Source organism: Aestuariibacter sp. GS-14 (assembly GCF_006494365.1).
In the GTDB taxonomy this organism is placed as follows: Bacteria; Pseudomonadota; Gammaproteobacteria; order Enterobacterales; family Alteromonadaceae; genus Alteromonas; species Alteromonas mangrovi.
Map to the genome: position 1 here is coordinate 616977 of NZ_VHIP01000001.1, position 26153 is coordinate 643129.

General features: G+C 47.5%; 27 protein-coding genes. 10 read left to right on the forward strand and 17 right to left on the reverse strand.

Going from position 1 to position 26153, the window contains the following annotated elements:
* Nucleotides 1–86 precede the first annotated feature (86 nt).
* The 11 genes from FJ444_RS02645 to ampD all read right to left on the reverse strand — a co-directional run bounded on the left by FJ444_RS02645 (nt 87) and on the right by ampD (nt 13490).
* A complete protein-coding gene (locus tag FJ444_RS02645) occupies nt 87–896 on the reverse strand; it encodes a YdiY family protein (RefSeq protein WP_140956352.1) in 810 nt (269 codons plus the stop codon).
* Between the two features lie 38 nt (nt 897–934).
* Complete coding sequence (locus FJ444_RS02650) at nt 935–1753, reverse strand: HDOD domain-containing protein (RefSeq protein WP_140956353.1); 819 nt, start codon at nt 1751–1753, stop codon at nt 935–937.
* Between the two features lie 106 nt (nt 1754–1859).
* A complete protein-coding gene (locus tag FJ444_RS02655) occupies nt 1860–2141 on the reverse strand; it encodes a DUF1289 domain-containing protein (RefSeq protein WP_140956354.1) in 282 nt (93 codons plus the stop codon).
* A 79-nt stretch (nt 2142–2220) separates the two neighbouring features.
* Nucleotides 2221–2931: an SIMPL domain-containing protein gene (locus FJ444_RS02660; protein WP_140956355.1), complete on the reverse strand. Its 711-nt coding sequence runs from the start codon at nt 2929–2931 to the stop codon at nt 2221–2223.
* 68 nt (nt 2932–2999) lie between these two features.
* Entirely contained in the window at nt 3000–3947 is a 948-nt protein-coding gene (locus FJ444_RS02665) for a bifunctional helix-turn-helix transcriptional regulator/GNAT family N-acetyltransferase (RefSeq protein WP_140956356.1), read from the reverse strand.
* A gap of 129 nt (nt 3948–4076) precedes the next feature.
* The gene (gene lpdA / locus FJ444_RS02670) at nt 4077–5495 is read right to left on the reverse strand and encodes a dihydrolipoyl dehydrogenase (protein WP_140956357.1); all 1419 of its coding nucleotides are present in this window, start codon (nt 5493–5495) and stop codon (nt 4077–4079) included.
* 144 nt (nt 5496–5639) lie between these two features.
* Nucleotides 5640–7640: a dihydrolipoyllysine-residue acetyltransferase gene (aceF, locus tag FJ444_RS02675; protein WP_140956358.1), complete on the reverse strand. Its 2001-nt coding sequence runs from the start codon at nt 7638–7640 to the stop codon at nt 5640–5642.
* A 20-nt stretch (nt 7641–7660) separates the two neighbouring features.
* On the reverse strand, nt 7661–10333 hold the full coding sequence (gene aceE / locus FJ444_RS02680; RefSeq protein ID WP_140956359.1) for a pyruvate dehydrogenase (acetyl-transferring), homodimeric type: 2673 nt from the start codon (nt 10331–10333) through the stop codon (nt 7661–7663).
* A gap of 153 nt (nt 10334–10486) precedes the next feature.
* Nucleotides 10487–11239, reverse strand: coding sequence for a GntR family transcriptional regulator (locus FJ444_RS02685; RefSeq protein WP_140956360.1), 753 nt, complete (start codon nt 11237–11239; stop codon nt 10487–10489).
* A 795-nt stretch (nt 11240–12034) separates the two neighbouring features.
* Nucleotides 12035–12922, reverse strand: a complete 888-nt coding sequence (gene ampE, locus FJ444_RS02690) for a beta-lactamase regulator AmpE (protein ID WP_140956361.1) — start codon at nt 12920–12922, stop codon at nt 12035–12037.
* Nucleotide 12923: 1 nt separating this feature from the next.
* Complete coding sequence (gene ampD, locus FJ444_RS02695; protein ID WP_140956362.1) at nt 12924–13490, reverse strand: 1,6-anhydro-N-acetylmuramyl-L-alanine amidase AmpD; 567 nt, start codon at nt 13488–13490, stop codon at nt 12924–12926.
* 90 nt (nt 13491–13580) lie between these two features.
* On the opposite strand from ampD, the gene FJ444_RS02700 reads away from it, so the two are divergent.
* The 6 genes from FJ444_RS02700 to coaE all read left to right on the forward strand — a co-directional run bounded on the left by FJ444_RS02700 (nt 13581) and on the right by coaE (nt 18487).
* The gene (locus tag FJ444_RS02700; protein ID WP_140956363.1) at nt 13581–14102 is read left to right on the forward strand and encodes a TIGR02281 family clan AA aspartic protease; all 522 of its coding nucleotides are present in this window, start codon (nt 13581–13583) and stop codon (nt 14100–14102) included.
* Between the two features lie 13 nt (nt 14103–14115).
* Nucleotides 14116–14976: a carboxylating nicotinate-nucleotide diphosphorylase gene (gene nadC, locus FJ444_RS02705; RefSeq protein ID WP_219993860.1), complete on the forward strand. Its 861-nt coding sequence runs from the start codon at nt 14116–14118 to the stop codon at nt 14974–14976.
* Nucleotides 14977–15202: 226 nt separating this feature from the next.
* Nucleotides 15203–15634: a prepilin-type N-terminal cleavage/methylation domain-containing protein gene (locus FJ444_RS02710; protein ID WP_140956364.1), complete on the forward strand. Its 432-nt coding sequence runs from the start codon at nt 15203–15205 to the stop codon at nt 15632–15634.
* Between the two features lie 66 nt (nt 15635–15700).
* Nucleotides 15701–16918 (forward strand): type II secretion system F family protein, encoded by a 1218-nt coding sequence (locus FJ444_RS02715; protein WP_140956365.1) that lies wholly within the window; start codon nt 15701–15703, stop codon nt 16916–16918.
* Nucleotides 16919–16990: 72 nt separating this feature from the next.
* The gene (locus FJ444_RS02720; protein WP_140956366.1) at nt 16991–17866 is read left to right on the forward strand and encodes an A24 family peptidase; all 876 of its coding nucleotides are present in this window, start codon (nt 16991–16993) and stop codon (nt 17864–17866) included.
* Nucleotides 17867–18487, forward strand: coding sequence for a dephospho-CoA kinase (coaE, locus tag FJ444_RS02725; RefSeq protein ID WP_140956367.1), 621 nt, complete (start codon nt 17867–17869; stop codon nt 18485–18487).
* 3 nt (nt 18488–18490) lie between these two features.
* Here coaE and FJ444_RS02730 read toward each other — a convergent pair whose 3' ends face one another.
* Genes FJ444_RS02730 through FJ444_RS02740 form a run of 3 tightly spaced genes read right to left on the reverse strand, consistent with a single transcriptional unit; the run spans nt 18491 to nt 19567 of the window.
* Nucleotides 18491–18763, reverse strand: coding sequence for a hypothetical protein (locus FJ444_RS02730; protein WP_140956368.1), 273 nt, complete (start codon nt 18761–18763; stop codon nt 18491–18493).
* Nucleotides 18756–19256 carry a hypothetical protein gene (locus FJ444_RS02735; protein WP_140956369.1) on the reverse strand — a complete coding sequence of 167 codons (501 nt, stop codon included), beginning with the start codon at nt 19254–19256 and terminating at the stop codon, nt 18756–18758. The genes FJ444_RS02730 and FJ444_RS02735 overlap by 8 nt, the downstream gene beginning before the upstream one ends.
* 5 nt (nt 19257–19261) lie before the next feature.
* Entirely contained in the window at nt 19262–19567 is a 306-nt protein-coding gene (locus tag FJ444_RS02740) for a DUF883 domain-containing protein (protein WP_140956370.1), read from the reverse strand.
* Nucleotides 19568–19897: 330 nt separating this feature from the next.
* On the opposite strand from FJ444_RS02740, the gene zapD reads away from it, so the two are divergent.
* The 4 genes from zapD (at nt 19898) to FJ444_RS02760 (ending at nt 23509) form a co-directional block, all read left to right on the forward strand.
* A complete protein-coding gene (gene zapD / locus FJ444_RS02745; protein WP_140956371.1) occupies nt 19898–20653 on the forward strand; it encodes a cell division protein ZapD in 756 nt (251 codons plus the stop codon).
* Nucleotides 20654–20655: 2 nt separating this feature from the next.
* On the forward strand, nt 20656–20880 hold the full coding sequence (yacG, locus tag FJ444_RS02750; RefSeq protein ID WP_140956372.1) for a DNA gyrase inhibitor YacG: 225 nt from the start codon (nt 20656–20658) through the stop codon (nt 20878–20880).
* Nucleotides 20881–20887: 7 nt separating this feature from the next.
* The gene (locus tag FJ444_RS02755; RefSeq protein WP_140956373.1) at nt 20888–21751 is read left to right on the forward strand and encodes an aspartoacylase; all 864 of its coding nucleotides are present in this window, start codon (nt 20888–20890) and stop codon (nt 21749–21751) included.
* Between the two features lie 450 nt (nt 21752–22201).
* Nucleotides 22202–23509, forward strand: coding sequence for a PAS domain-containing methyl-accepting chemotaxis protein (locus FJ444_RS02760; protein ID WP_140956374.1), 1308 nt, complete (start codon nt 22202–22204; stop codon nt 23507–23509).
* Between the two features lie 88 nt (nt 23510–23597).
* Here FJ444_RS02760 and FJ444_RS02765 read toward each other — a convergent pair whose 3' ends face one another.
* The 3 genes from FJ444_RS02765 to FJ444_RS02775 all read right to left on the reverse strand — a co-directional run bounded on the left by FJ444_RS02765 (nt 23598) and on the right by FJ444_RS02775 (nt 26095).
* Nucleotides 23598–24413 (reverse strand): DUF2884 family protein, encoded by an 816-nt coding sequence (locus FJ444_RS02765; RefSeq protein ID WP_181405038.1) that lies wholly within the window; start codon nt 24411–24413, stop codon nt 23598–23600.
* Nucleotides 24414–24596: 183 nt separating this feature from the next.
* Nucleotides 24597–25076, reverse strand: coding sequence for a hypothetical protein (locus FJ444_RS02770; protein WP_140956463.1), 480 nt, complete (start codon nt 25074–25076; stop codon nt 24597–24599).
* Between the two features lie 23 nt (nt 25077–25099).
* Nucleotides 25100–26095 carry a response regulator gene (locus FJ444_RS02775; RefSeq protein WP_140956376.1) on the reverse strand — a complete coding sequence of 332 codons (996 nt, stop codon included), beginning with the start codon at nt 26093–26095 and terminating at the stop codon, nt 25100–25102.
* Between the last annotated feature and the right edge of the window lie 58 nt (nt 26096–26153).

Here is a 26153-nt window from a genome sequence, read left to right on the forward strand (position 1 = left end):
AAACAGGCCCTGATGACGCTATGTTAAAGCAAACCGATGTAAAATCAACGAATCTATTCAGACCTTCTTACTGCTAATGAAAGTGATCAGAAAAAGCGATACACCACGGCAACTGACGTTTCAGTATTTAAAGACATATTGTCGCTGGTTGGATTGGTGTTGTGCTGCATTATAAAAGAGAGTTTTAAAGCCAGTGATTCAAACAAGTTTGCCGACAATGAGGTTTCTGTTCTGGATTTAATGTTGTCTTCACCAGCCTCGGTACTCACAAACTGACGCAATTTTGCCCCGGTCGGCCAAATGTAATGATACTCGGCTGACGCTCGAACGATGAAACCATGAATGTTTTTTGCTTTTTCACCTGAGTCCAGCTTGGCGAAACTGTAACCCGGCCCAACTGAAAACCGAAAATCACTAATTTCGTTACGCCAAACCTGCTGAGACCAACCTCCCGCTATTGACGAGCGGTGATCATAACCGTTGAACCTATCATCTTCGTAATCGCCGTACACAAACAACCGCTGGTTTTCTACCCGGAGCTTGTAATCAGATTGCACATACGTATACAAACGTTGGGCTGTGGTTTGCTTTAAAGTGCCTTCGTCACTATCGACTTCCGACTGCTTATACAAAAACTCCACCCAATACTGATTGGCGAACATGTCGTTTTCATGCTCGGATTTGAGGCTGCTTTTTATTGACGTAGCGTTGGTATTACCCGACGAAAAGATAATACCCAGCTGCCCGTCCAGCGTGAAACGGTCTTTGGGCTCTTCATCGTATTCAACAAAATCGGCATGATAGAGCGTTCTGATCAAATCTTTGTCGGCAGCATTAGCGCAAAAACTGCTACAAATCAGTGAGATCAGCGCACTGAGAATAATTCGGTGTACCATCTGAAAGTGTTTTATTTGTTGTTATGTGCCTGTTGGTGCTACATCACAGACATTGCCACTTTATTGGTTTCCTTTTGTGCATAAAGTTTGGCGTTTTGCAGCACTTCGTCATCAATTGGCAACAAACGAGTCATATCAGGTGTAATGATGTCCAAATCTGCGTATTTATCACGCTGATAATGCGTTGTTGTAAGCCTTATGGCACAGGTTAACAAAGACACGTCTAAGTCGCTAGCCAATTTAACCCGATTATGTGCAAACTTAACCGGATAATACAGCGGCATCGGCAACCGCCAGCGTTCCATTATCTCACCACTACATTCACTGAAACAAAAGCCAAAATGTTGTTGCTGTCGCTCCCAGGGAGTGCCCGGATGGTCATCTTTCATGTAGGCCTGGTATTTCTTTGCGTCTTTCTTGGCAACCACCAATTCGCTGAGGTTTTGCAGGATCCCCATGACAAAAAAGCGATCGCTGCCGCGTACATTAAGTTCTTTGCCCAGATACTTGGCCACCATGCCAGTAAACACCGATTGTCGCCAGTGCTCGTCTAACATCAGGCATTCGTTATCAAAATGCTTAAACGCAATATTCGCAGTTTCTGCCAACACCAGATTATATAACGCTTCACCGCCGATTACGCTTACCGCTTTGGTAATGGAATCTACCTGCGAAGGAAAGCGAAACAAAGCGCTGTTTGCTAAACGCAGGATTTTAGCTGTCAGGGAAGGATCAACACTGATTAACGCGGCGATGTCGTCCATATCTGAACGGGGATCGTCCAGTACATTGCGCAAACGCAGGCAAATGTCTGGTAAGGTGAACGAATGAGTCGCGTATTCGATATATTGGTTCATTAATGCTAAAACCTCTCAATTTTCAAATAAGTATATCAGCGAATTTGAAAGTTTCCGGGATTTTTAACCGGTAATCTCAGGCTGCGTTGGTTACCGTCAGAAAGCGTTACCCGACGTCATCGGAAAACAAACTGCCCTGCTCAGTCAGGTTATCCTGCATACTGTTCTGATCGCCCGATTGCCGACGCTGCGCGTAACGCTTGCGCCGCTGACAGGCTTCCAGGATAACCCGGCGGGTAGCATCATCAACCTTCAACCAATACAGGCGCTCTTCCCGTGAGCGGAAACACCCTTTACAAAACCCTTTTGGCCCACTTTGGCACACGCCAATACATGGGCTTTGCAAAGCAAAAAACTCTAACTGGGCTGGTTGATGTTGATCTGCCATAGTCACTTACATAGGCCATTCACTATAAATAGCTTAGCATGGGTTGGGGTTTCATACCTATAATTGCCTCGCCCAATCATTAATCAACCAGCGTATATTCTATGGTTGATACCACTCTCACTATTTTGATATGTGGATGCTGGCTGTCGCGTTCAGATATTGAAAACTGCCCTTGGTTGGCGCGTTTAATTTTGCCCAATGTACTGTTTGAATCATTGGCAAACTTCTCTGCCACTTCCCTGGCGTTTACCGTTGCCTCTTCAATCATGGCTGGTTTTACCTCATTGAGGCGGGTGAACATGAACTCGGTACGGGCCTGATAACTCTCGGTGCTTAACGCAACCCCTTTTGCCAACAGCTCGGACATATGTTGCATTGCAAGGCGCACAGTTGGAACATTCTGCGTATAAACCGTTACCGTTTGCGTTGCACTGTAACGAAAGGTAACGTCCTCATTCCCCCCGTAGCGCTGGGCAAGTTTGTCTGTCACTTCTGGCAAGCCAATGGTGATTGACGCTTCATCAATGCCCTGCTGCAATAAGAATTGTTTAACCAATTCACTGTTACGCGCGGTAGACGCGTACAGCGCCGTTAAGTCGTTACCCGCTTCGATAAACTGCACAGGCCAGATAACCTGATCTGCCAGATATTCCTGTTCGGATAACCCTTTCACTACCACTGAGCGCTCCCACTGTTTAGCTTCAAGCAACGCCGAGCCAGTTAAACTGCCTAGCGCAGATAATCCTGCAACCAAACCAATAGCAAGAATTGCCGCTGCACCTTTGTTCATTGTTGTACGTTCCTTTGTTCGGGTATTAAGGTAATCCTAATATCAGATTCTGACCACAAAAAGGCAGCTTAGTGCAAATCTAATTGCATTTGGATGTCGCAGCGACAATAAGGTGATGGTGTGCTCTGTGTTAGTTCATAAAAGCCCAGCTTTTTGTATAAACTGATTGCAGGCGTGAGCTTGCGATTGCTTTCTAAAAACAAGCGTTTTGCTTTTAGGCGTTTGGCAAGATTTACGGCAGCCAGGCCAAGCTCATACCCTAAGCCCATCCCCTGATGAAGATCGCTAACCGACATTTTTGCCAACTCGAAGGCACTTTTTGGCATAGCAATCAGTGCCACTGTGCCGCATACACTGTTATCTGGTGCCAGCATCAACAGTATTTTTCCGCCTTTATCCAGGATATAGCTTTGCGGTGCAAGCAATGCGGCCTTGTCGGACTCTTCCATTACAAAATAGCGCTCAATCCAGGCCTTATTCAGTTCATAAAAGGCGGTTTCATCTCCGTCTCTGAAAGACACTATTCGGTATCCTTCTGGCAATCGCGCGCGCTGCGTTACCAAGTCCAGCAAACAGGTGTGCTCCAGTCCATCTTCCAGCTTCGTTAACGCACAAAGCAAATCAGGCGATACATCGTTTAACCAGGCATTAAGTGCGTCTCCAATATCATTCACCTGCCTGTCTAGTACAGGCATGATGGCCTGCCCTTTTTCACTCAGCACCAGCGTATTTACCCGCTTATCTGTTGCCGATGGCACACTGCAAAGCAAACCAGCAGCCTGCATTTGTTTTACTATTTTGCTGATAAATGGATGCGATTGGCCGGTCATACCTGCCAATTCCGTTATACTTGCTGACGTCTGCTTACTCAATGCATACAACACCGGAAACCAGGTAGGCTCCAGCGCCAATTCATAATACCGGTATACGTCGGCCGCCTGCAGCGATAAGCGTTCTGCCAGCCTGCGAAGGCGGCTGCCCAATGCAGATGCGCCGGCTTGTTGCAATATATCCATACTCCACCCTCAAATATATGTAACTAGTTACATATATTTAGCGCTTGCTGAATTTTTTTACAAGTAAAATTTTCATTGGCAATAAAAAACCCCGGCAAACCGGGGTTTCTTTAACACGTAATTATCGAATTACTTTTTCTTCGCTTTTGGGTTAGGCAAATCTGTAATGCTGCCTTCGAAGATTTCAGCGGCTAAACCAATCGATTCATTCAGCGTTGGGTGAGCGTGAATGGTTAATGCAACATCTTCTGCATCTGCACCCATTTCAATTGCCAGGCCAATTTCACCTAACATCTCACCAGCGTTAGTACCTACCATGGCACCACCAATTACACGACCAGAGTCTTTATCGAAGATCATTTTGGTCATACCGTCAGTGGCGTCAGACGCAATCGCACGGCCAGAAGCTGCCCATGGGAATACCGCGGTTTCGTAGTTTACGCCTTGCTCTTTGGCTTCTTTCTCAGTTAAACCAACCCAAGCTACTTCTGGCTCAGTATAAGCAACAGAAGGAATGCAACGTGGGTCGAAGAAGTGTTTCTTGCCCGCGATGTTTTCAGCAGCAACATGACCTTCGTGAACGGCCTTGTGCGCCAGCATAGGCTGACCAACGATGTCACCAATTGCATAAATGTTGGCAACGTTGGTTTTCATTTGCTTGTCAACGTTAATGAAACCACGCTCGTCTACTGCAACACCGGCTTTCTCAGCGTCAATCAGTTTACCATTCGGGCGACGACCCACTGCTACCAGCACTTTGTCGTAACGCACTGGCTCTGCCGGTGCGTTTTTACCTTCAAAGGTTACGTACAGGCCATCGTCTTTTGCTTCTACGCCAGTCACCTTGGTTTCCAGCATGATGTTGAATTTCTCTTTGTACGACTTCATGAACACTTTGATAATGTCTTTGTCTGCCGCAGGGATCAATTGATCCAGGAATTCAACCACGTCAATTTTTGAGCCCAGTGCTTCGTACACAGTTCCCATTTCCAGGCCGATGATACCACCGCCCAGTACCAGCATTTTTTCCGGAATGTCTTTCATTTCCAGTGCGCCGGTAGAATCGATTACACGGTCATCCTTTGGAATGAATGGCAGTGATACTGGCTCAGAGCCAGCAGCAATAATGGCCTGGTCAAACTTAATGGTCGTTTTACCGTCTTTGCCTTCCACTTCCAGCGTGTTGGCACCGGTAAATTTACCCAGGCCCTGTACATGCTGTACTTTACGCATTTTAGACATGCCAGCCAAACCTTTGGTTAGCTGACCAACAACGCCGTCTTTGTACGCACGGATTTTATCCAGGTCGATTTGAGGCTCGCCAAATGTAACACCGTGGCTGGCCAGGTGCTTGGCTTCTTTCATTACCTTAGCTACGTGCAGTAATGCTTTAGAAGGAATACATCCAACGTTTAAACACACACCACCAAGGGTTTCTCTTGCATCAACCAAAATCGTTTCGATGCCCAAATCAGCAGCACGGAAAGCTGCTGAGTAGCCGCCTGGTCCGGCGCCTAGTACCACTAACTGCGTTTTAATTTCGCTCATCGTGACCTCAAATCTGTCCTGTTCGTCTTGCGTCGTATTGCATATGTAGGGTGAATTCTAACTAGCTGTTGCCAGTTGGTAAAGCCAAAGCCGCGAATTCGTTAAAAGCGCATCCCGCTGTTAAAAGCGGGATGCGACAATGATTTACAGAATTAACTGGCGTAAATCTTCCAGTACGTCTTTCAGGTGTACAGCAAACCTTGCTGCGACCGCGCCGTCAATAACACGATGGTCGTACGACAGCGATAAAGGCACCATCAGACGTGGTTCAAACTCTTTGCCGTTCCACTTAGGTTTAATGTCAGACTTAGACACACCTAAAATAGCCACATCCGGCGCATTAACGATTGGCGTAAAGCCAGTACCACCAATGCCACCCAGGCTGGAGATTGTGAAACAGCTGCCCTGCATGTCGGCCGCTTTCAACTTGCCGTCACGCGCTTTTACACTGATTTCCATTAGCTCATTCGACAGCTCGTAAATGCCTTTTTTATCAACATCACGCACTACCGGCACAACCAGGCCTCCAGGGGTGTCTACTGCAATACCAATATGGTAATACTTTTTCTGAATTAAAGACTCGCCCGACTCAGAAAGTGAAGTATTAAATACCGGATAGGCTTTAAGTGCACTTGCAGCAGCTTTCATCATAAATACCAATGGCGTGATCTTCACACCCAGCTTGCGTTTTTCAGCAACGGCATTCTGATCTTTGCGGAACGCTTCCAGATCAGTGATATCAGCTTCTTCAAACTGTGTAACATGTGGAATCGTTACCCAGTTGCGATGCAGGTTTGGCCCTGAGATCTTTTGAATACGGGTAAGTGGTACTTCTTCCACTTCACCAAACTTCGCGAAATCAACCTTAGGCGGCGGCAATACCTGTAAACCACCACTTCCGGCAGCCACATTGCTCGCTGGTGTCATCTTCGGACGCGACAGTTCGTATTTTACGTAAGACTGAATGTCTTCTTTCAGAATACGGCCTTTCGGACCTGAACCAGATACCTCAGCAAGATCAACACCAAACTCACGCGCTACGCGACGTACTGAAGGTGAAGCATGCACTTTACCCGTTTTGCGCTTTTCGCCCGCAGACGGGTGATGCGGAACCGGTGGCGGTTTCGGCTTGCCAGGCTCTGGCGAAGCGGTAACTGTAGCAGATACACTGGCAGCGGCTTGTGGTGCAGGCGCCGCAGGTTTAGCAGCCCCTTGAACCTTAAGGATACAGACCTTGGCACCTTTAGACACTTTATCGCCCGTGCTAACCAGCAATTTGGTAACTACACCGGCTTTTGGCGAAGGCACATCCATGGTGGCTTTGTCGGTTTCCAGGGTAATTAAACCATCTTCAACCGCAACGGTATCGCCTTCCTTCACCAACACTTCGATTACGTCCACGTCGCTGGCGTCGCCAATGTCCGGTACGGTAACTTCAATTTCTTCTTCTGCCGCAGCCACGGGAGCTTCGGCTACTGGTGCAGGTGCAGCAACAGGTGCAGGCGCAGCGGCCGGAGCACTTGCAGCAACGGGAGCAGCAGCTTCAGCAGCTCCGCCAACTTGCAGTAACAATACCAGCGAGCCTTCGCTAACTTTGTCACCTTCTTTCACTTTCAATTCAACAACTTTACCAGCCTGCGGACAAGGCACGTCCATCGTGGCTTTGTCGGTTTCAAGCGTGATCAAACCGTCTTCGGCCTGAACGTCATCCCCTACTTTCACCAGGATTTCAATAACGTCTACATCAGAAGCATCACCGATATCCGGTACAGTTACTTCAATGGTTTTAACGCTACCACTTGTTGCCGGGGCAACGACTGGAGCAGGCGCTGCTGCAGAGGCTGAGGCAACCGGCGCTGCCGGCGCACTGGCAGCGGGGGCTGCTGGCGTAGCACTCACACCTGCGCCCGCTACTTCCAGCTTGGCCAGTAAGTCGCTCTGTTTAATTTTATCGCCAACCTTTACGCACAGCTCTTTTACCGTGCCTGCAAAGGGGGCCGGTACGTCCATGCTGGCTTTGTCGCTTTCCACGGTTACCAGTGCATCTTCAGCTTGCACACTGTCGCCAGGCGACACGCAAAGCTCGATGACTTCAACTTCATCTTCACCTAAATCCGGTACGAGTACGTCTTTAATGTCTGACATCGCTTCTAGTCTCCCTGAACTTATGCGTACAGTGGGTTGATCTTATCCGGGTCAATGCCCAGGTCCTGAACCGCTTTACTCAGCGTTTTCGCGTCTACATCACCTTGCTTATACAGTTCGTACAATGAAGCATAAGTTACGTAGTTTGCGTTCACCTCAAAGTGGCGACGCAGGTTTGCGCGGCTGTCTGAACGACCAAAACCATCGGTACCCAGTACGCGGTATGAACCTGGTACAAAAGCACGAACCTGATCAGAGTAGTTCTTAATGTAATCCGTTGCAGAGATCGTTGGCGCGTCAAAGCCTGCAGACAATACCTGTGTAATGTAAGGTACTTTTTGCGTCGCTTCCGGATGCAACATGTTGTAACGGTCACAATCCATACCTTCACGAGCCAGCTCGTTGTATGAAGGTACACTGTATACTTCAACCGCCACACCGTATTCGTTGTGCAGTATCTGCGCCGCTTCGCGAACCTGAACCAGAATGGTGCCTGAGCCCATCAGCTTCACTTTCTTCTTGCTGCTTGCATCGCCTAAGGTTTCCAGCTTGTAGATACCCTTAATGATGCCCTCTTCCACGCCTTTGGGCATTTCAGGCTGAACGTAGTTTTCGTTCATAACCGTGAGGTAGTAGAACACGTTTTCCTGATCTTCCAGCATACGGCGCAAGCCGTCCTGAACAATCACGGCTACTTCGTAGCCGTAAGTCGGATCGTAACTGATACAGTTTGGAATAAGCGCTGCTTGTGTATGGCTGTGACCATCCTGGTGCTGCAAACCTTCACCATTCAGTGTGGTTCTACCGGCAGTACCACCTACCAGGAATCCACGACACTGACTGTCGCCCGCTGCCCAGGCCAAATCGCCTACACGCTGGAAGCCAAACATAGAGTAGTAAATGTAGAACGGCACCATTGGCAGGTCGTTGGTAGAGTACGATGTACCCGCCGCTAACCAGGACGCCATTGCACCTAATTCGTTAATACCTTCTTGCAGAACCTGACCTTTCTGATCTTCGCGGTAGTACGCAACCTGATCAGAATCCTGTGGTTCGTATTTCTGACCCTGGCTTGAGTAAATACCTACCTGACGGAACAAACCTTCCATACCAAACGTACGGGCTTCATCAGGAATAATAGGCACTATGCGCTTGCCAATCTGCTTGTCTTTTAACAGTGCAGTCAGTACGCGTACAAACGCCATTGTGGTAGAAATTTCGCGGTCGCCAGAACCTTTTGTTACCGCTTCAAACGCTTTCAGCGAAGGCGCAGGCAATTCATCTGTCGTGCGAGCCAGACGGCGCGGCATAAAGCCATTCAGCGCTTCGCGACGCTCACGCAGATACTTCATTTCTACGCTGTTTTCTTCGAAACGGTAGTAGGGCAAATCAGCCAGTTTCTCATCAGATACAGGAATATTGAAACGGTCGCGATAGTGTTTAATCGCATCCATGTCCATTTTCTTAACCTGGTGAGCAATGTTTTTACCTTCACCAGCCGCACCCATACCATAACCTTTAACGGTTTTGGCCAGGATAACCTGTGGACGGCCTTTGGTATTCACTGCGCGGTCATAGGCAGCATATACCTTAACCGGATCGTGACCACCGCGGTTCAGACGCCAGATGTCCTCGTCAGACATGTTGGCAACCATTTCTTTCAGTTCCGGGTACTTACCGAAGAAGTTAGCACGAGTGAACGCACCGCCTTTAGCTTTAAAGTTCTGGTATTCACCATCAACGGTTTCGTTCATTACCTGCAGTAACTTGCCTGACGTGTCACGCGCTAACAACGCATCCCAATAGCGACCCCATATTACTTTGATCACTTCCCAGCCTGCGCCGCGGAATGTGCCTTCGAGTTCCTGAATGATCTTGCCATTACCACGTACCGGACCGTCCAGACGTTGCAAATTACAGTTTACAACAAACGTCAGGTTATCCAGGCCTTCGCGTGAAGCCAGACCAATTGCACCCAAGCTTTCCGGCTCGTCAATTTCACCGTCACCCAGGAAACACCATACGCGCTGATTTGAACAATCTTTCAAACCGCGGTTAGTTAAGTATTTAAGGAAACGTGCAAGATAAATTGCCTGCATTGGCCCCAAGCCCATTGATACGGTTGGGAACTGCCAGAAATCAGGCATCAATTTAGGGTGTGGGTAAGACGATAAGCCTTGTCCGTCGACTTCCTGACGGAACATATCTAACTGTTCTTCAGACAAGCGACCTTCAATATAGGCACGTGAGTAAATACCCGGTGCCACGTGGCCCTGATAAAACAGGAAATCGCCGCCGTCGTGGTCGTTGGGCGCACGGAAGAAGTGGTTAAAGCCCACATCGTACAGCATAGCAGACGATGCGAAACTGGAGATGTGACCACCCAGTTCTAAATCTTTTTTCGATGCACGCAGCACCATCATCAGCGCATTCCAACGCAGTGCGTTACGAATGTTGCCTTCCACCGTTTGATCACCTGGCATGGTAGGCTCTTGCCCTGGTGGGATGGTGTTGATGTACGCGGTCGTCGCGTCATAAGGTAAGTGAGCGCCGTTGCGGCGCGCCTTTTCAATTAACGATTCTAATAAAAAGTGAGCGCGCTCAACCCCTTCTTCTGCCAGTACTGACTCTAACGAGTCCAGCCATTCCTGGGTTTCCTGAGGGTCAACATCTTGGTGCATCATTTCAGTCATGGTGCCGTCCTATAGTTACTGATACGGAAAAACATCCACGCGTAACCGGCAAATACCGACGAATGGATGAATACCTAACATTTTTATTGATATGCAACACAGACTACCCGCTGCATACCCGCTTTTACTGCTAAACCCAACCCGAAGGCCGGATTAAATTTCCAGTCTGCGCAACGCCCGCTGTACACGGCTGTCGCGCTGATTTATTGCCAGTAATGTTCTTTCGATATAAGCCAGATGAGCATTACAGGCTTGTCGGGCCGCTTCTGGATCGCGACTGACAATTGCTTCAACTATTTCTTTACGCTGCCGGGCGATGTCCTGACCGGCCTCTTCAGTGGCATGCAATGCCAGCATCTCGAGGTTGCGTTCAATGTTTTCTACCAACATAGATTGCATCGTACTCATCACGTGCAACAACACCATGTTGTGCGACGCTCTTGCCATGATCACATAAAAGCGACCAAGGCATTCAGCCTGATCGCGCTTGCATTCACTGCGACCAGGCATAGGCATTTGATCCAGTGCATCACGCAATGCCGTGTAATCTTCAGGTTGGCCTCGCAATGCCGCGTAATACGCCGCCATCCCTTCCAGGGCATGACGAAACTCCAGTAAGTCGAACTGTGTTTCAGGACGACCACTGATCAACGCCATCAGAGGGTCGGTCATGGCAGAATTTAACTGGCGACTAACAAAGGTACCGCCGCCTTGCTTGCGCTCTACCAGACCTCGCGCCTGCAAATTGCCAATGGCTTCGCGCAAGGACGGCCTGGACACCTGAAACTGGTCGGCTAATTCCCGTTCTGGCGGCAATTTTTGCCCTGCGAGCAACGTCCCATCCAGAATCATGGATTCCAGTTGTTCAGTGATCACATCGGCCAGTTTTCTACGTCCGGGTTGCATCCAGTCAGCACTCCGCCAGTTATCCTTAATACGCACTCAGACGACGAATTTGTAAACAAACTCCAGCCTCGCCCAAAATTGGTATTACCATTTTACCTATCTAATTAGTGTAGAGCAGAATATCACTCAGGTAAATAGTAACCATAGATGGAGTTTTATAAAGACTCTTTTACATTTTGCTTAACTTTTGAAATATTTAATAAATATTTGGACTTTCAACTGGTCGTACAAGCTGTCTAGCCCGCCTTAAATTGGTAATTTTTCTACAAATAACAGCATCCATTCAAAGCACGAACAAAAATTAACCACAGCACATTTCATTACCAATTGATGGAAATACACTTAAAAACGCCATGAGTGGGTTAAATAAACAGAGTAAACGATGTGATTTGTTAACTGGTTGAGTAACCAGCGCTCAATGGATTAACGCAAAGCTTGTTATACCAATTCGCATAGAAGTTTGCCCTCTCAGAGTGATCCCTGAGGGCGAGTCTAAAACGACTTAGATCACGACGCGTTCTCTGAGGCATAGTTATTCTATGTCCAGAGGACGCAACACAGATGTAAGTCGTTTTGGCCACTCCCTTTGGGCATTACTGGCAGGCTTTTTAGCGTCGTTACGCTTGCTTGATTTGGAACCACCAAACCTGTGCAACCAAGCCTAGCTAAAAAGCCTGCCAGTATTGCTGAGTGGGTAAACTTCTATGCGAATTGGTATTATGAGGGCGTGGAGAGCGCGTGGCAGCTTATAGCAACTCGAAAAGAACACTATAAACAGCCACCTAAGAATCAGATTTAATGAATTACGCCCGACATGGTAAGCACAGCGATTACCGCTAAAATGAGCATAACATTGCGTTTAGCCAGCGTTACCAGGGCTTTGGGTTCGCAAGCCAGGTCGCGGTCGGGATCATCAGTAACCTCAACTTCTTCTGCCTTCGAGGCAACGTCTGTAAGCAATACTTCAGCGGGAACAGCAGGCTGCGTGAGATACGACAACCACACCGGCATAGCTCGCGAAAAATGCCCAACCAATAGTAAGCCACACGCTGTGATCCTTACCGGTACTATATCCAGGATGTGCATCCAGGCCACTAGTAAATCGGCTTGCTCATCACTGCTTTGGCACGACAAGCGATACAACTCACGACTGGTTACATACAGTATTGCGCCAGCGGCACCGAATATAGCAAACCACAAAATAACCGCCGCATAATGCTGATAATTCAACCACAGCAGATGTTGGCCAAAGCTCTTTCCGTGCACGGTTGCATCACTGTCGCTGTCATTGTCGCTATCATCAATATCACTTCTTTGCGTTGTGCAGTGGCCCAATTGCTCGGTATATAAATAACAGGCTTGCTTATCTCCGCATTCAGCAGCGTTTAAGAATGCCCGGTAGGTTTCACGCAGGCGTTCGCTGCCCAGGCATAAATACAACAATACGCTTTGCAAAATAAAACTAATAAAACCGCCAACCAACCATTGCGTGATCACAAACGTTACCACTACCGGCAACGCCAGTTGAATAACCAATCTCACTTGTTCAGATTGATGGCTGATCCAAGACTGGGATTGTGCCCAGTCGAAATATTTAGCCAAATGCGTTTCTATATGCCAGCCGGGTGTTTTACGCATTGAGCGTTCTACCGCCAGTACGAGCAATAAACTGATTAAAATCATCTTATCGGTCCTGCAGAATTGCCGCCAGCGCTTGTCGGTAAGCTGGCCAGTTGAATGCCACACCGGGGTCGGTTTTTCGACTCGGTGCTATATCGTTATGCCCCACTACCCTGCCAAGGGTAATCCGTGGAAAATAACGCAGTATTTCTTTACTCACATTAATAAGGCTTTGATATTGCGCTTCGGTGTAAGGCAAATTATCTGTGCCTTCCATTTCTATACCTATAGCAAAATCATTGCACTTTGGCCTGCCCTGAAACGACGAAACGCCGGCATGCCAGGCGCGCAGGTTAAAAGGCACGTATTGTTCAACCGCGCCATCCCGCCGGATCACACAATGCGCTGACACCCGCAGATGCGCGATCTCCGGATATACGGGATGATCGTTAGGATTAATCGTACCGGTAAACAATTGCTCAATGCCGGGCGTACCAAATTCGCCGGGGGGCAACGAAATGTTGTGGATCACCAGCAAACTGACATCGGCGGCATCGGGACGCTCGTCATAAAACGGCGAGGCCTTGGCAATTGCACCCGAGTAAGTGATCGCTTCTGATTGATTTTCCATATCTTTATTGGTTAGCGTGTAGCCATTCTCAGCAATGTGAGATAGTGTGACAGTGAAGTATTATAATCACAACAAAAATCCGGAGCCGGTATGACCTCTACCGACAGCCAGCACAATGGTGCAGCCAAATGGATGCTGATCCTTGCCTGGACCAGCGCATTTGCCCTGCTTATTTACGTGTTCAGCGATTTACTTGAACAACAAATCAATCCCAATAGCCAGCCAGTCAGTGAAACCGCAGGCGGGCAGGTAACCGTGCAACTGGCGCAAAACAAACAGGGGCATTACGTGGTTACCGGTGCAATAAATGATATTCCGGTGGTGTTTTTGGTAGATACAGGCGCAACGGATGTTGCCATTCCCGCCAACCTCGCCGCCGAACTCGGGCTGGTAAAAGGCAGGCCGGGGCTGGCTAATACCGCCAACGGCACGGTAACGGTTTACGATACCCTTGTTAACAAACTCAGCATTGGTCAAATAACCCTGTATAATGTGGATGCCAATATTAACCCAGGCATGCAGTCCGGCCATATATTGCTTGGCATGAGCGCCTTAAAGCAGCTCGAGTTTACCCAACGGGATAACACCCTGATACTGCGTACCCTAAACTAAGAAGATATTTATTGTGAGCCAACAATCTCTACCCGCCCAGCACCTGATTGACAGTCAGGTGATTGCTGCACTGGCTGAAGATCTCGGTGGTCAAGCCGATGCCAGCGCCGATATTACCGCCAATCTTATTCCGGCAACCCAGCAGGCAACCGCCACAATTATTACCCGTGAAGACTGTGTGGTGTGCGGTGTTGCCTGGGCCAGGGCCGCATTCTCACTGGTAGACAGTGAAATCGAACAACACTGGCATGTGCAAGACGGCGACAGCATAACCGCTAATTCAACAATGGTTACACTCAAAGGCAATGCCCGCGCATTGCTTACTGCCGAACGCACCGCGCTCAATTTTTTGCAGTTGTTATCGGCAACGGCTACCGTTACAGCTTACTATGCCAGTATTCTGGAAAATACCGGGACACGCATTTTAGATACCCGTAAAACCATACCGGGTCTGCGGCTGGCACAAAAATATGCCGTCGCCTGCGGCGGCGGAAAAAATCACCGGATTGGTTTATTTGACGCCTTTCTGATTAAAGAAAATCATATTGCTGGCTGCGGAAACATTGCCACGGCGGTGGCTAATGCGCGGTCCCTGGCACCTGGTAAACCGGTTGAGGTAGAAGTAGAGTCATTGGAAGAGTTACAACAAGCCATTGATGCCGGTGCCGATATCGTGATGCTGGATAACTTTAGTAACGAACAGATCCAACGCGCAGTTAGCATTAACCAAAAACGCTGTAAACTGGAAGTCTCAGGTAACGTAACGTCTGAGCGTCTGTCAACCCTGGCGCAATTAGGGGTAGACTTTATTTCGTCAGGGGCATTGACCAAAAACGTGAATGCTGTTGATCTATCGTTAAGGCTTGTATTGTAAAGCCTTGATCGCTACTCGTGCTGTTTGGCGACTTGTTAGGTATAAAAGCAAACACCCTGCATGCCGCCGAATCTAGACATGAGTATAGTTTCTAATACTTGTCAGATGCTTAGATGGTTCTATACTGAGAATCAAGTACCGGGGATGTTGTGACGACTAACCAGGTATAAACTTAACACCATATGCAAATTGACTGTTATCGCTTAAGCGACCCGGAGATGTGACCATGCAAAATATCAAACTGAACAACAAAGGTTTTACCTTAATCGAATTGATGATCGTTGTAGCTATCATCGGTATTCTGGCTGCGGTGGCGCTGCCTGCTTATCAGAACTACACCACCAAAGCGCGTTTCTCTGAAGTAACACTGGCTACTCAGGCTCACAAAACTGGCATTGAAGTATGTGCGCAAACCGAGCTTGACCTGACTAGTTGTGCTGCTGGCTCTAACGGCGTTCCTGCGGACATTTCAGTTGCAAGTGGTCTGGTAAGCTCTGTAACCTGGACAGCGTCTTCTTCAACTGCGGGTACCCTGGTTGCAACAGCAATTTCTGGTAGCGGCTTGTCTGGCCAAACTTACACACTGACTGCTACTCTGAACTCTTCTACTGGTAAAGTGACTTGGGCAGAATCTTGTTCTGACGCAGCACTGTGCTAATCAGATGACATAACACGAAGCCCAGTTTACGCTGGGCTTTTTGCTTTCTGAACAGGTGGAAAATGTATGGCCAAAACAGAATCACTGACAACCTATACCTGGCAAGGTAAAAATCAGAAAGGTCAAACCATCAAAGGCGAGACCAGTGCCAAGTCAATTCAGGAAGCAAAAAACCTGCTTCGTCGCCAGGGGATCTCCGCCACTAAAGTTAGAAAACTGTCTAAACCGCTGTTTGGTAAAGGCAGAGAAAAGATCACAGCAGCTGATGTGTGCGTTATCTCCCGCCAAATTGCGACTATGCTGGCAGCAGGCGTGACGCTGATTCAAACCATTGACATGCTGGCAAAAGGACACTCCAAAGCGGAGATGCGTAAAGTCCTCACGCAGATTGGCGACGAGGTTAAAGCCGGTAACCCACTGTCTAAAGCCCTACGCAAGCACCCTAAACATTTCGACGACCTGTATTGCGATCTGGTAGAAACCGGTGAACACTCTGGTGCCCTCGAGACAATTTACGATCGTATCGCTACCTATAAAGAAAAAGCCGAAGCGCTAAAGTCAAAAATCAAAAAAGCGATGTTTTATCCCATCGCAGTATTGGTAGTGGCCTTTATTGTTACCGCCGTTCTGCTTATTTTCGTAGTGCCGCAGTTTGAAGAAATATTTTCCAGTTTTGGCGCTGAACTACCTGCGTTCACCTTGTTAGTATTGGCAATATCCCGGTTTGTACAGGATTTTGGGGTATTTATTGTCGCCGGTATGGCCGTGGCAGGCTATTTGTTTAAACAATATTATGCCCGTTCAAAAGATCTGCGCGACAGCATAGACGCGCGCATGTTAAAGATCCCGGTCATCGGCGAAATCCTGAAAAAGGCTGCCATTGCACGTTTCACCCGTACACTTGCTACAACCTTTGCAGCAGGTGTACCGCTAATCGGCGCGCTCGAATCTGCCGCAGGTGCGTCGGGTAATGCGGTATATCGCGATGCGATTTTGTTTATTCGCAAAGAAGTCGCCGGTGGTATACAAATGAACACCGCAATGCGCGGTACCAACGTATTCCCGGATATGGTTACCCAGATGATCGCCATTGGTGAAGAGTCTGGCGCGGTTGATGAGATGCTCAGCAAAATCGCCACCATTTACGAAGCCGAAGTCGACGACATGGTAGACGGTTTAACCAGCTTACTTGAACCCATGATCATGGCAGTACTTGGCGTAGTGATTGGTGGCCTGATTGTGGCAATGTATTTGCCAATCTTCCAGATGGGTATGGTTGTGTAGCTTACTTATCGTGGGGTAAGGTGTTATTCTTGCCCCACTTTTTAACCAATTAAACCTACTTTAAACATCATCATGCAACCGATAATTGATCTGAGTATTTCAACGCCCTGGTTTTTCTATGCAATGGTGGGCATCGTTAGCCTGATGGTTGGTAGCTTCCTGAATGTGGTGATACACAGATTACCTATTATGATGGAACGCGCCTGGAAGCAGGAATACCAAGGGTATTTTCATCCGGAAACGGCGCCAGAAACCGCCCCTCAATATAACCTGATTAAACCCGACAGCACCTGTCCTAAATGCGGCCACACGATTCGTGCCTGGGAAAATATCCCATTAATCAGCTATGCCATCCTCGGCGGACGCTGTGCCGGCTGTAAAACCCCTATCTCTATACGCTATCCTCTGGTGGAGCTGCTTACCGCCGTGCTTTCAGTATGGATTGCCATGCACTTTGGACCCGGCAAAGCGGCTTTGGCTGGCGTGGTGTTAACCTGGATGCTGGTTGCCATGACATTTATCGATTTGGATAAAATGCTGCTACCCGACCAAATCACGTTACCTGCGCTATGGTTCGGTTTGTTGTTAAGTCTGGATCACGTGTTTGTTTCACCGCAGGATGCCATTTTAGGGGCAGCCTTTGGCTATTTGATCCTGTGGAGTATTTACTGGGCATTTAAGCTATTAACCGGCAAAGAAGGCATGGGCTTTGGCGACTTTAAACTGCTCGCGGCGCTAGGTGCATTTACCGGCTGGCAGGGGTTGCTGATCATTGTATTGCTATCGTCTTTTGTAGGCGCACTGTTTGGCTTAGTGATTATGATTAAACAACGCCAGGGTAAAAATCTGGCGATTCCGTACGGCCCTTATCTAGCGATTGCAGGCTGGATAGCCCTGCTCTACCAGGAAGATATAAAAACCGCCTATTTTAACTGGGTATTCAGCTAAATGACGCAGGCACCACAACGTCCCTTTTTAGTTGGCCTAACCGGTGGAATAGGCTCAGGTAAAACGTTAGTCAGCGATACGTTTGCCGATTTGGGTATTGAGATTGTTGATGCCGATATCATTGCACGGGATGTGGTTGCACCGGGAAGTGCAGGATTGGCCGCGCTTGTCGCCCACTTTGGCGCAGGTATTATTGCCGATAACGGCGAATTAAACCGGGCAGCATTACGCGAACGGGTATTCAGCGATGAGCAGGAGAAACAATGGCTGAATGCCTGTCTTCATCCTCGCATTAGGCAGGCCATGCAACAAGCCGCAGCGAACGTTTCCTCACCTTATGGCATATTGGCGGTGCCGCTATTAATAGAGAATAATCTTATTGCGATGGTAGATCGCGTTGCAGTGGTAGATTGCCCAGAGGCAATGCAGTTATCGCGAGCCATGCAGCGCGATGGTAGCAGTGAAGCCATTATCAAAAATATCATGGCGTCTCAGGCTACGCGTGAGCAACGTTTAGCTGTGGCTGACGATGTAATAGACAACAGCAATTCGCCCGAGTCTACCCGACAGCAGATACAAACATTACACTTGCGCTACCTTAAGCTCGCTCAGGCACGTTAACCATTACACCATCTGATAGCGCGCCAGCGTTTGCGCAAATCGCCATAGTGCCCGTCGTTTTCTGCCACTTTTTGAACCATTAGAATCCGTTGAATACTGCGCTTTCGCCACGCCAAGTGCAAAGCTACTCAGCAATCCCCATGGCGTAGCAAGCCATTGTCTTGCAGCAGAAATAGTCTCCTGCCTGCAATAATCACTGACTTCTGAGGCCTCTACAGCCTGACGTCGCCACTTATCGCAGTTGCCTTGCTCTTTTCGCAGTACATAGTTAATCATGGCGATTATCCTTTGTTTTCTGTTGCGGCTGCGGCTTTGCAAATGCCGCTTCAATCATGCCACTGAGCGACACCTTTTCCAGTGCGCCCTTTGCCGTTTGCCAGGCAAGCCAGCAAAGGCTGGCATTCAACACCAGTAACACGCCTACAATGCCTGCTATCGGCATTGTCAGTGAATGTAGACCTGCCGCTAGCCCTGCGTTAATTAACAACCAACAACAACATGCCAGCGTGAAGGCAGCCAGTGTTGCCAGTGCGGTAACCAGAATGGATTTTCTGACAAGCCTGGCTTCAGCCTTCACCCACTGCCATTTCACAAACCATTCGTACTGTTTAGCCTGAAATGCATCGGTGGCTAGTTCAACAATGGTGTCCAGCGTTGGATCCGTTGTATCTTCAGCGCCTGATACTTCCGATTTTTCAGTCCCATCGTGTTCGTCAAAATGATTGTCTGAATCTGAATCAACTGACATGTTGTTGCTTGCTGACTGCATAGCGTTTACTTCGCCTTTTTCAGCAACGACGTAACCAACACGCCTGCAGCAAAAGCGATACCGGCCGCGGCAAGTGGATTTTCTGTGGCATAGTTACGTACACTGGATTGCTGCCACTTTTGCTTTGCTAAACGCTTGCGGGCAGCCAGCTTATCGGCCGTTGCGGAAGACGTATCGCGCACTGATGCTTCGGCAGCAGCGGCCTTTTCAGCGAGGGAATTTACCGACTCGTGCAACGACGATTGCAATTTGTCAGTCATTGGATGCATTGATGTATCGGCACCATTACTTACGCGTTTTGAGGTAGCCATAAAATACTCCTTGTAGATAAATTAAGCTTTGAAGGGTTATCGCTGTTTTGCGTAACCACAATTTGTCTGCTGCAAATGGTATTCCAGCTAAAAATTAAAAACTTAATCCATTGAAATACTTAAACTATTTTCAATTTAGATTTATACTTGCCGTTTAATGACTTAACTAATTCGAATTCGATTGCGAAAATGATGCCGGTTAGCCTGTAAAAGCTTCACAGTATCTGTGTTGGCCTTACACCTTGTATAACGGAGTAAACGTCCGGATATATTGGTAAATTAGCGGCTTGACTGGTAGTCTGTTGAGATAAACAGGTTCCGAGGATTTAAATGGCAAACTTCACAGTGTACGAATTTCCGCTGAAAGAAAAAGTTCGCAATTACCTGCGGATTGAGCAGCTCATGGGTCAGCTGAAGGCGGGGGCTGCCGGTTTAGACAACGGTATGCAACTGTATTTCTTTGAGCAACTTTTTACGCTGCTGGATTTGTTCGAGCGTATTGATATTCGCACCGACATTGTGAAAGACCTGGATATACACGAGAAAAACCTGGTGTACTGGTCACAGTTACCCAATATCGATAACGATGCCTTGCAGCAGACCCTGCGCACTATTATTTCTATTCGCGATAACCTGAAACAAAGTAAGAAAGTGAGTCCTGCGTTAAAAGACGACAAGTTTCTTGCCAGCATCCGTCAACGATTTGCCATTCCCGGTGCTACCTGCAGTTTTGATTTACCCAACCTGCATTTTTGGATGCATTTGCCATTGGCCCAGCGACAGGATGACGTAAAACAATGGATTCAGTACTTTGCCCTCACTGAAGAGGCCATTAGCATTACTTTGTCCTTTTTGAGAGAACGCACCATGTACTCAAAGGAAACCGCCACCAACGGTTTCTATCAAGGCGTTGCCGATGACAAGAATGAACTCATTCGCATCCGCTGTGCCAGCGGTACGGACTTCTATCCCACCCTCAGTGGCAACAAGTACCGCTATGCACTCAGATTCATGTATTTTAATCCGCCTGAAGGACGTTCAGGTGCCGTAGAACAAAATGTTCAATTCGATATAGCAGCGTGTTAACCGTGAAAGTAAAATGTCCAACCTGTAAGACCGATGTTGTTTGGTCAGCTGAGAGTGAATTCCGTCCGTTTTGCAGTAAAAAATGCCAGTTGATTGATTTAGGGGAATGGGCGTCGGAAGAAAAAGTCATTTCAACTCCGTCGCAGGAACCGCTTGCAGAAGAAATCGATATCGAAGAAATCGAAGCCATGCTTGCTCAGCAGCAAGATGACTTTTTTAAACACTAGAGGTGATATGTTGCAAAAAATTGCGATTGTTGGCGGAACCCACGGCAACGAAATGAGCGGCATTCAGTTGGTAAGCAACTGGTTGCGACACGGCGTTCCTTCTTCATTTAATGATCTGGACATTACCTGCTTATTTGCCAATACCAAGGCCATGGAAGCGAATGTTCGGTTTTTGGAAGAAGATCTGAACCGACAGTTCACTCCGCAAAAACTTGCAGCTACCCCATCCTGCCTGGAAGCGCGTCTGGCTCATGAATTAAATGAAAAGCTGGGGCCAAAGGGTAACTCAGACTTTGATTTGGTGATTGATATTCACAATACCACCAGCAGTATGGGCGCAACGCTGATTATTCTGGAAGCCGATGAATTCCACGTGCAACTGGCCCGCTATGTAAAACACCACATGCCCGAAGCCAATGTGCTGGTAGAGGACGAAAAGCCGACTCAGGAACATCCGTATCTGTGTACCCTGGGCAATCGCGGTCTGATGATTGAAGTTGGCGCACAACCTCAGGGTTTGCTGCGTGCAGATGTGTATGCGTTAACCGAAAAAATGGCCGTTGTGATCCTGGCGTTTATTCAGCAATACAATCAAAACAATGTGCCAGCGCTACCACCGTGTGACGCATTTCGTTTTATAGAAAACATATTGTATCCACGGGATGAGGCAGGACATCGTTTGGCAATGATCCACCCTAACCTGCAGGATCAGGATTTTAGCGAACTCAAATCAGGCATGCCGGTATTCACGCATTTCGATGGTTCCCAAGAAAACTGGCAAGGCGACACTGTGTTTCCGCATTTTATTAACGAAGCGGCCTACCATAAATTACACGTAGCATTTGCCACGGCCACCAAAACACAGTTATAACATTTTGGCAGCGGCATTGCCGCTGCCATCTTATATTCCCCTTTCCAGTCTTCTGATTTCACTCGCCTGTTTCTGCTGCATTAAAACAGTCAATAGAATATTGCTTAATATAATCAAAAATCTATATACAAAAATAGATAAATGCAAATTCAAAAATAGACCATTTATTTGATTTATATACCTAAATACCGCATTTACCAATATAAAAGTAACCTTTAGGCGAATTGCTGTTTCACAAAGGACTGCTACAATCAATTGAGTTAAATAAATGTAAATTCCGGCACTAAGACTGATTCAAAGCCGAGAATTAACAACGAATAGTGTTTAATTAATCAAACACAAAACCAATAGCGACAGCCTTGGAACAAAGCAAATTTGCAGCAGGGGCAAGAACTAGCAAATAGTGCTTTCATGGATGAACTTCCGGGGTATAACACTGAGGAATTATTCATGTTTATATCTTTAGCCAAGCATAAGGCTGAAGTTGCTAAGCTGTCAGCCATTGCTGATACTCAGCTTCAAATAATCGATTCAATCAAGCATTGTGTTGCCACCATCCTATTTACCCCCAATGGCGATATTCTGGAAACCAGTTCTCTGTTTCGCCAGGCGATGGGCTTCAGTGAAGCAGATCTTAAAGGCAAACATCACAGTATGTTTTGTGTAGGAAACTACGCGAAGACTCCTGAATATTCTGCATTGTGGCAAAAATTACGCGATGGAAGATGTCAGGCTGGTACATTTAACCGTCGCAAAGCGGATGGTGACATAATCTGGTTGGAGGCTATTTACATACCGATTAAGGATGCTCAAAACCGGGTAGTATCGGTAATGAAGATCGCTTTTGATGTAACAGATCAAGTTAAAGAAGCGAGCACACTAAAGGCGGTTAACAAAGCACTGGATACCTCGATGGCGGTGATCGAATTTGAACCCGACGGCACCATTATTACAGCCAACAAAAACTTCACTGCCACTGTAGGCTATTCTCTTGACCAAATAAGAGGTAAGAATCACGCTATATTTTGTACCCGGGATTTTAAGGAACAATTCCCCAATTTTTGGGCTTCGCTTGCCAATGGCGTACATCAGTCTGGTTTATTTGAACGCAAAGATGCCCGAGGCAACTCGGTTTGGCTGGAAGCGACTTATAATCCCATTAAGGGCCCTGATGGTAACGTATTTAAGGTCATTAAATTTGCTTCAAATGTAACTAAACAGGTTGAATCAAAGAATCTGATTGCCCAGGCAGCTGAGCTTGCGTTTGCCACCGCAGAAGAAACCGCACAAATTGCCAAACAAGGCAGCGAGTTGCTGGATAGCTCGGTGAATGTGTCTGATGCTACGCAACACGAAGTAGACACAACTAATGCGCTCATGAGCAAGCTTCACGAGCAATCTGGCAGTATAGAACAGATAGTGTCTACCATCCGTTCGATTGCCGATCAAACCAATTTGCTAGCGCTAAACGCCGCAATTGAGGCAGCACGCGCGGGCGATCAGGGCCGCGGCTTTGCAGTGGTTGCAGATGAAGTTCGTCAACTTGCCAGTCGCACCAGCGAATCTACCGTAGAAATCGAATCGGTAGTAAGCGAAAACAAGCAACTTTCATCGAAGGCAACGGAGCAAATGATGAAAGTAAAAGCCAATGTTGAACAGAACAATCAGCAAATTGCACAGGTGCAGGAAGTGATGAACGAGATCCTGAAAGGGGCCGAAAACGTGTCACAATCGGTGTCATCGATTATTCGTAAATAGACGCTACGTCCTTCGTAATGAAAAGCGCTACGCGGTCTCTTCAATCTGCATAGCGCTTTTTTACTCAGTGTTATTCGCAAAGAAACAGCTACTTAACGCCGTCCTGCTCTTTATGAGACTGCACATCAATTAAATTCAATTGCGCCATTTCGGGAATAGTTAGTTGAATTTTCGATTCAATAGCATCCAGCCTGGCAAAGTAGTCGCAATACCAACGCGCTTTTTCCGCTAGCGTACTTTGCAATGGTGGGCCGTCTACACCGGTTTTCAAAGCGTAACGGGCAAGTTGCTGATTAATGTTGTCCATTGCTTGCTGGTCAATAACCAGCTTGTCTGAATCCATCGTGCCTAACGATGTAAGGATAGCCCCCGCAGACGTGGTTAACGTGGTTGAGATTGGCAAACCTAAATCGTCGTCTTCGAACTCTTCCACTAAGTTGGCCGAACTGGGGCCAATATAATAGTTAGATCTGGCATAGCGGAATTTTTTGCGTACCCGGTCTTTTATTTTATCAATGGCAAGGTTAAGCCGTTCATAGCTGTCGTGATCGCTGCCAACCAGACTTTCATACATTTGCTGCACTGTGTCGGTTGCCAAATCTATACCGATGGTTGCCAGTAACGTAACCTGTGGCACCAGAGCATGTAGTCCCTCCGCATACTCCTGAACCAGTTCTGCCTGCGCAGGGGACAACTTCAACCACTGGCCGCCCACAAACAACTGCTGCTGATGGTTTATCTGGTACATCGTTTGGTACTTTTTCAGCACGCGCAACTGATTGTCGCTAACCACCACGCCATACTGCAGGTCGACGTCACAGGCATAATGCGCATAAGCAGGTTGGAATACACTGCTCAGCACACTGAGCATCAGGAGCCAAAAGGAAATGAAGAAAAATTTCATACCCCTATTGTGAAACCTGGCAATAAAATGAAAAGGCGCTTTAGACCAGAACACTAAAAATTCAGGTGAACTCTCAAGCCGATTTGTAGCGCAATTGATGAGGAAATTATAGCTGGCGATGAACCGCATACCAGCAAGCCTAACAACGTTTTACCTGATGGTTTGTAATGGTTGTTTAGCGAGCTACAAATTATTTCGCAGCATGTGCTGGCGTTCAAACGCTTCGCTTTGCGCCACCTGCAGTGCTTCAAGTTGCTTTTTACCCGACGCAATATCGGTCATGTCGTAAATCATCATACTGATATTGTCTACCTTGCCTGTGGACGACACTAACGGTGATAAAATGATGTTCTGGTACATAAACTCTTCGCTACCGGTAATGGGCCGATAGTTAGAAAATTTGAATAAATACGGGCGCTGCTCCCAAATCATAAACGCGCGGGTTTTTAAGCCAAACACCGGTTTGGCCTTTTGCTTAAACCAGTCTTTGTCAATGTCGGGAAATAAATCAAACAGGCACTTGTCACGTACATCCGACGGCAGACGCCCGCTGTGGCTTTCCATAAAGCCATTCCACATTTTCACGTTAAACTGCTTATCGAGCACCACTATCCCAACGTCGACCGTTTGCAGCATATCGATGATCCAGTGAAACTCCTGCATTTCGCTAACAGCCAGTTCGCTCACTAAAAATCCTCCAACAAATGCGCCAACTTGTAGTTCATCACTTCCATTGATGACTCGGTAAACAACAAAATCAATTCACACACCACGTTATATCCTTCCAGGCCATATGAAATCTCAATGGCCAGTGTGCGTCGCCATTTGAGTTTGCCGGTATGAATAATGTCGGAGATATTTCTGTGTTGCCCCAACACCACGGGTTGCCCTTGCGCAAAGGAAATATCCAGTTGTTCGGCAATCCCACTTAAACAAGTTCCAATAAGAATACTGGCCGCATCCATGAGTAACTCCAGCTGTTTCTGGTCGTCTACCTCACCGGATATATTCAGGATTCTGGCCACATCCCCCAGGCTGGAATCACTTAAAATACACAGCGCTTCACCCTGCACTCCTGGACCAACAAAGCCCTGGCAGACTGCACTTACCCGCTCATGCGTTTCAATATCACTTAGCAGCATGTGCAGTTCAGTGACTTCGATAAGGTTAACGTTGGGGATAGGTAAATGCACAAACACATTTAGCGTTCTGGCCAAGTGATCGCCAGCGCGTCCCATGGCAATATTGGTGATTTCCTGATAACAGTCGCGAATATCCGGATCCAGCGGTGCGACCTCTGCTAACTCTTCGGGCTCAGCCGCCAGTAAACGATTGCTTGTTAGTACATCATGTAGTTCAGCAGCACTCACCGGCTTACGAATAAACGCTACTGCGCCTAACGCTTTTACTCTGTCGTGAGCTTCTGGTTGAACATCGCCCGAAATTACCACAACCTTCGTTTTTAGCCCTTGTTTTTGAATAGCCTGGAGAGTTTGGTAGCCGTCCATCACTGGCATATTCAAATCGAGCAGGAGTAACTGACCTTTGCCTTCTTTCAGCGCATCAATGGCTTCCTGGCCGTCTTTTGCGAAGTGGATTGCTACATCCCAATCCTGGGGTAAACACTTGGCTACCTGTTTGCGGGCTACCAGCGAGTCGTCACAGATCAATACAGAATACATAGCCATCCAGAAGATAAAGAAGCGATAAAATCAATTACATTTAGTCTCTTTAACGAAT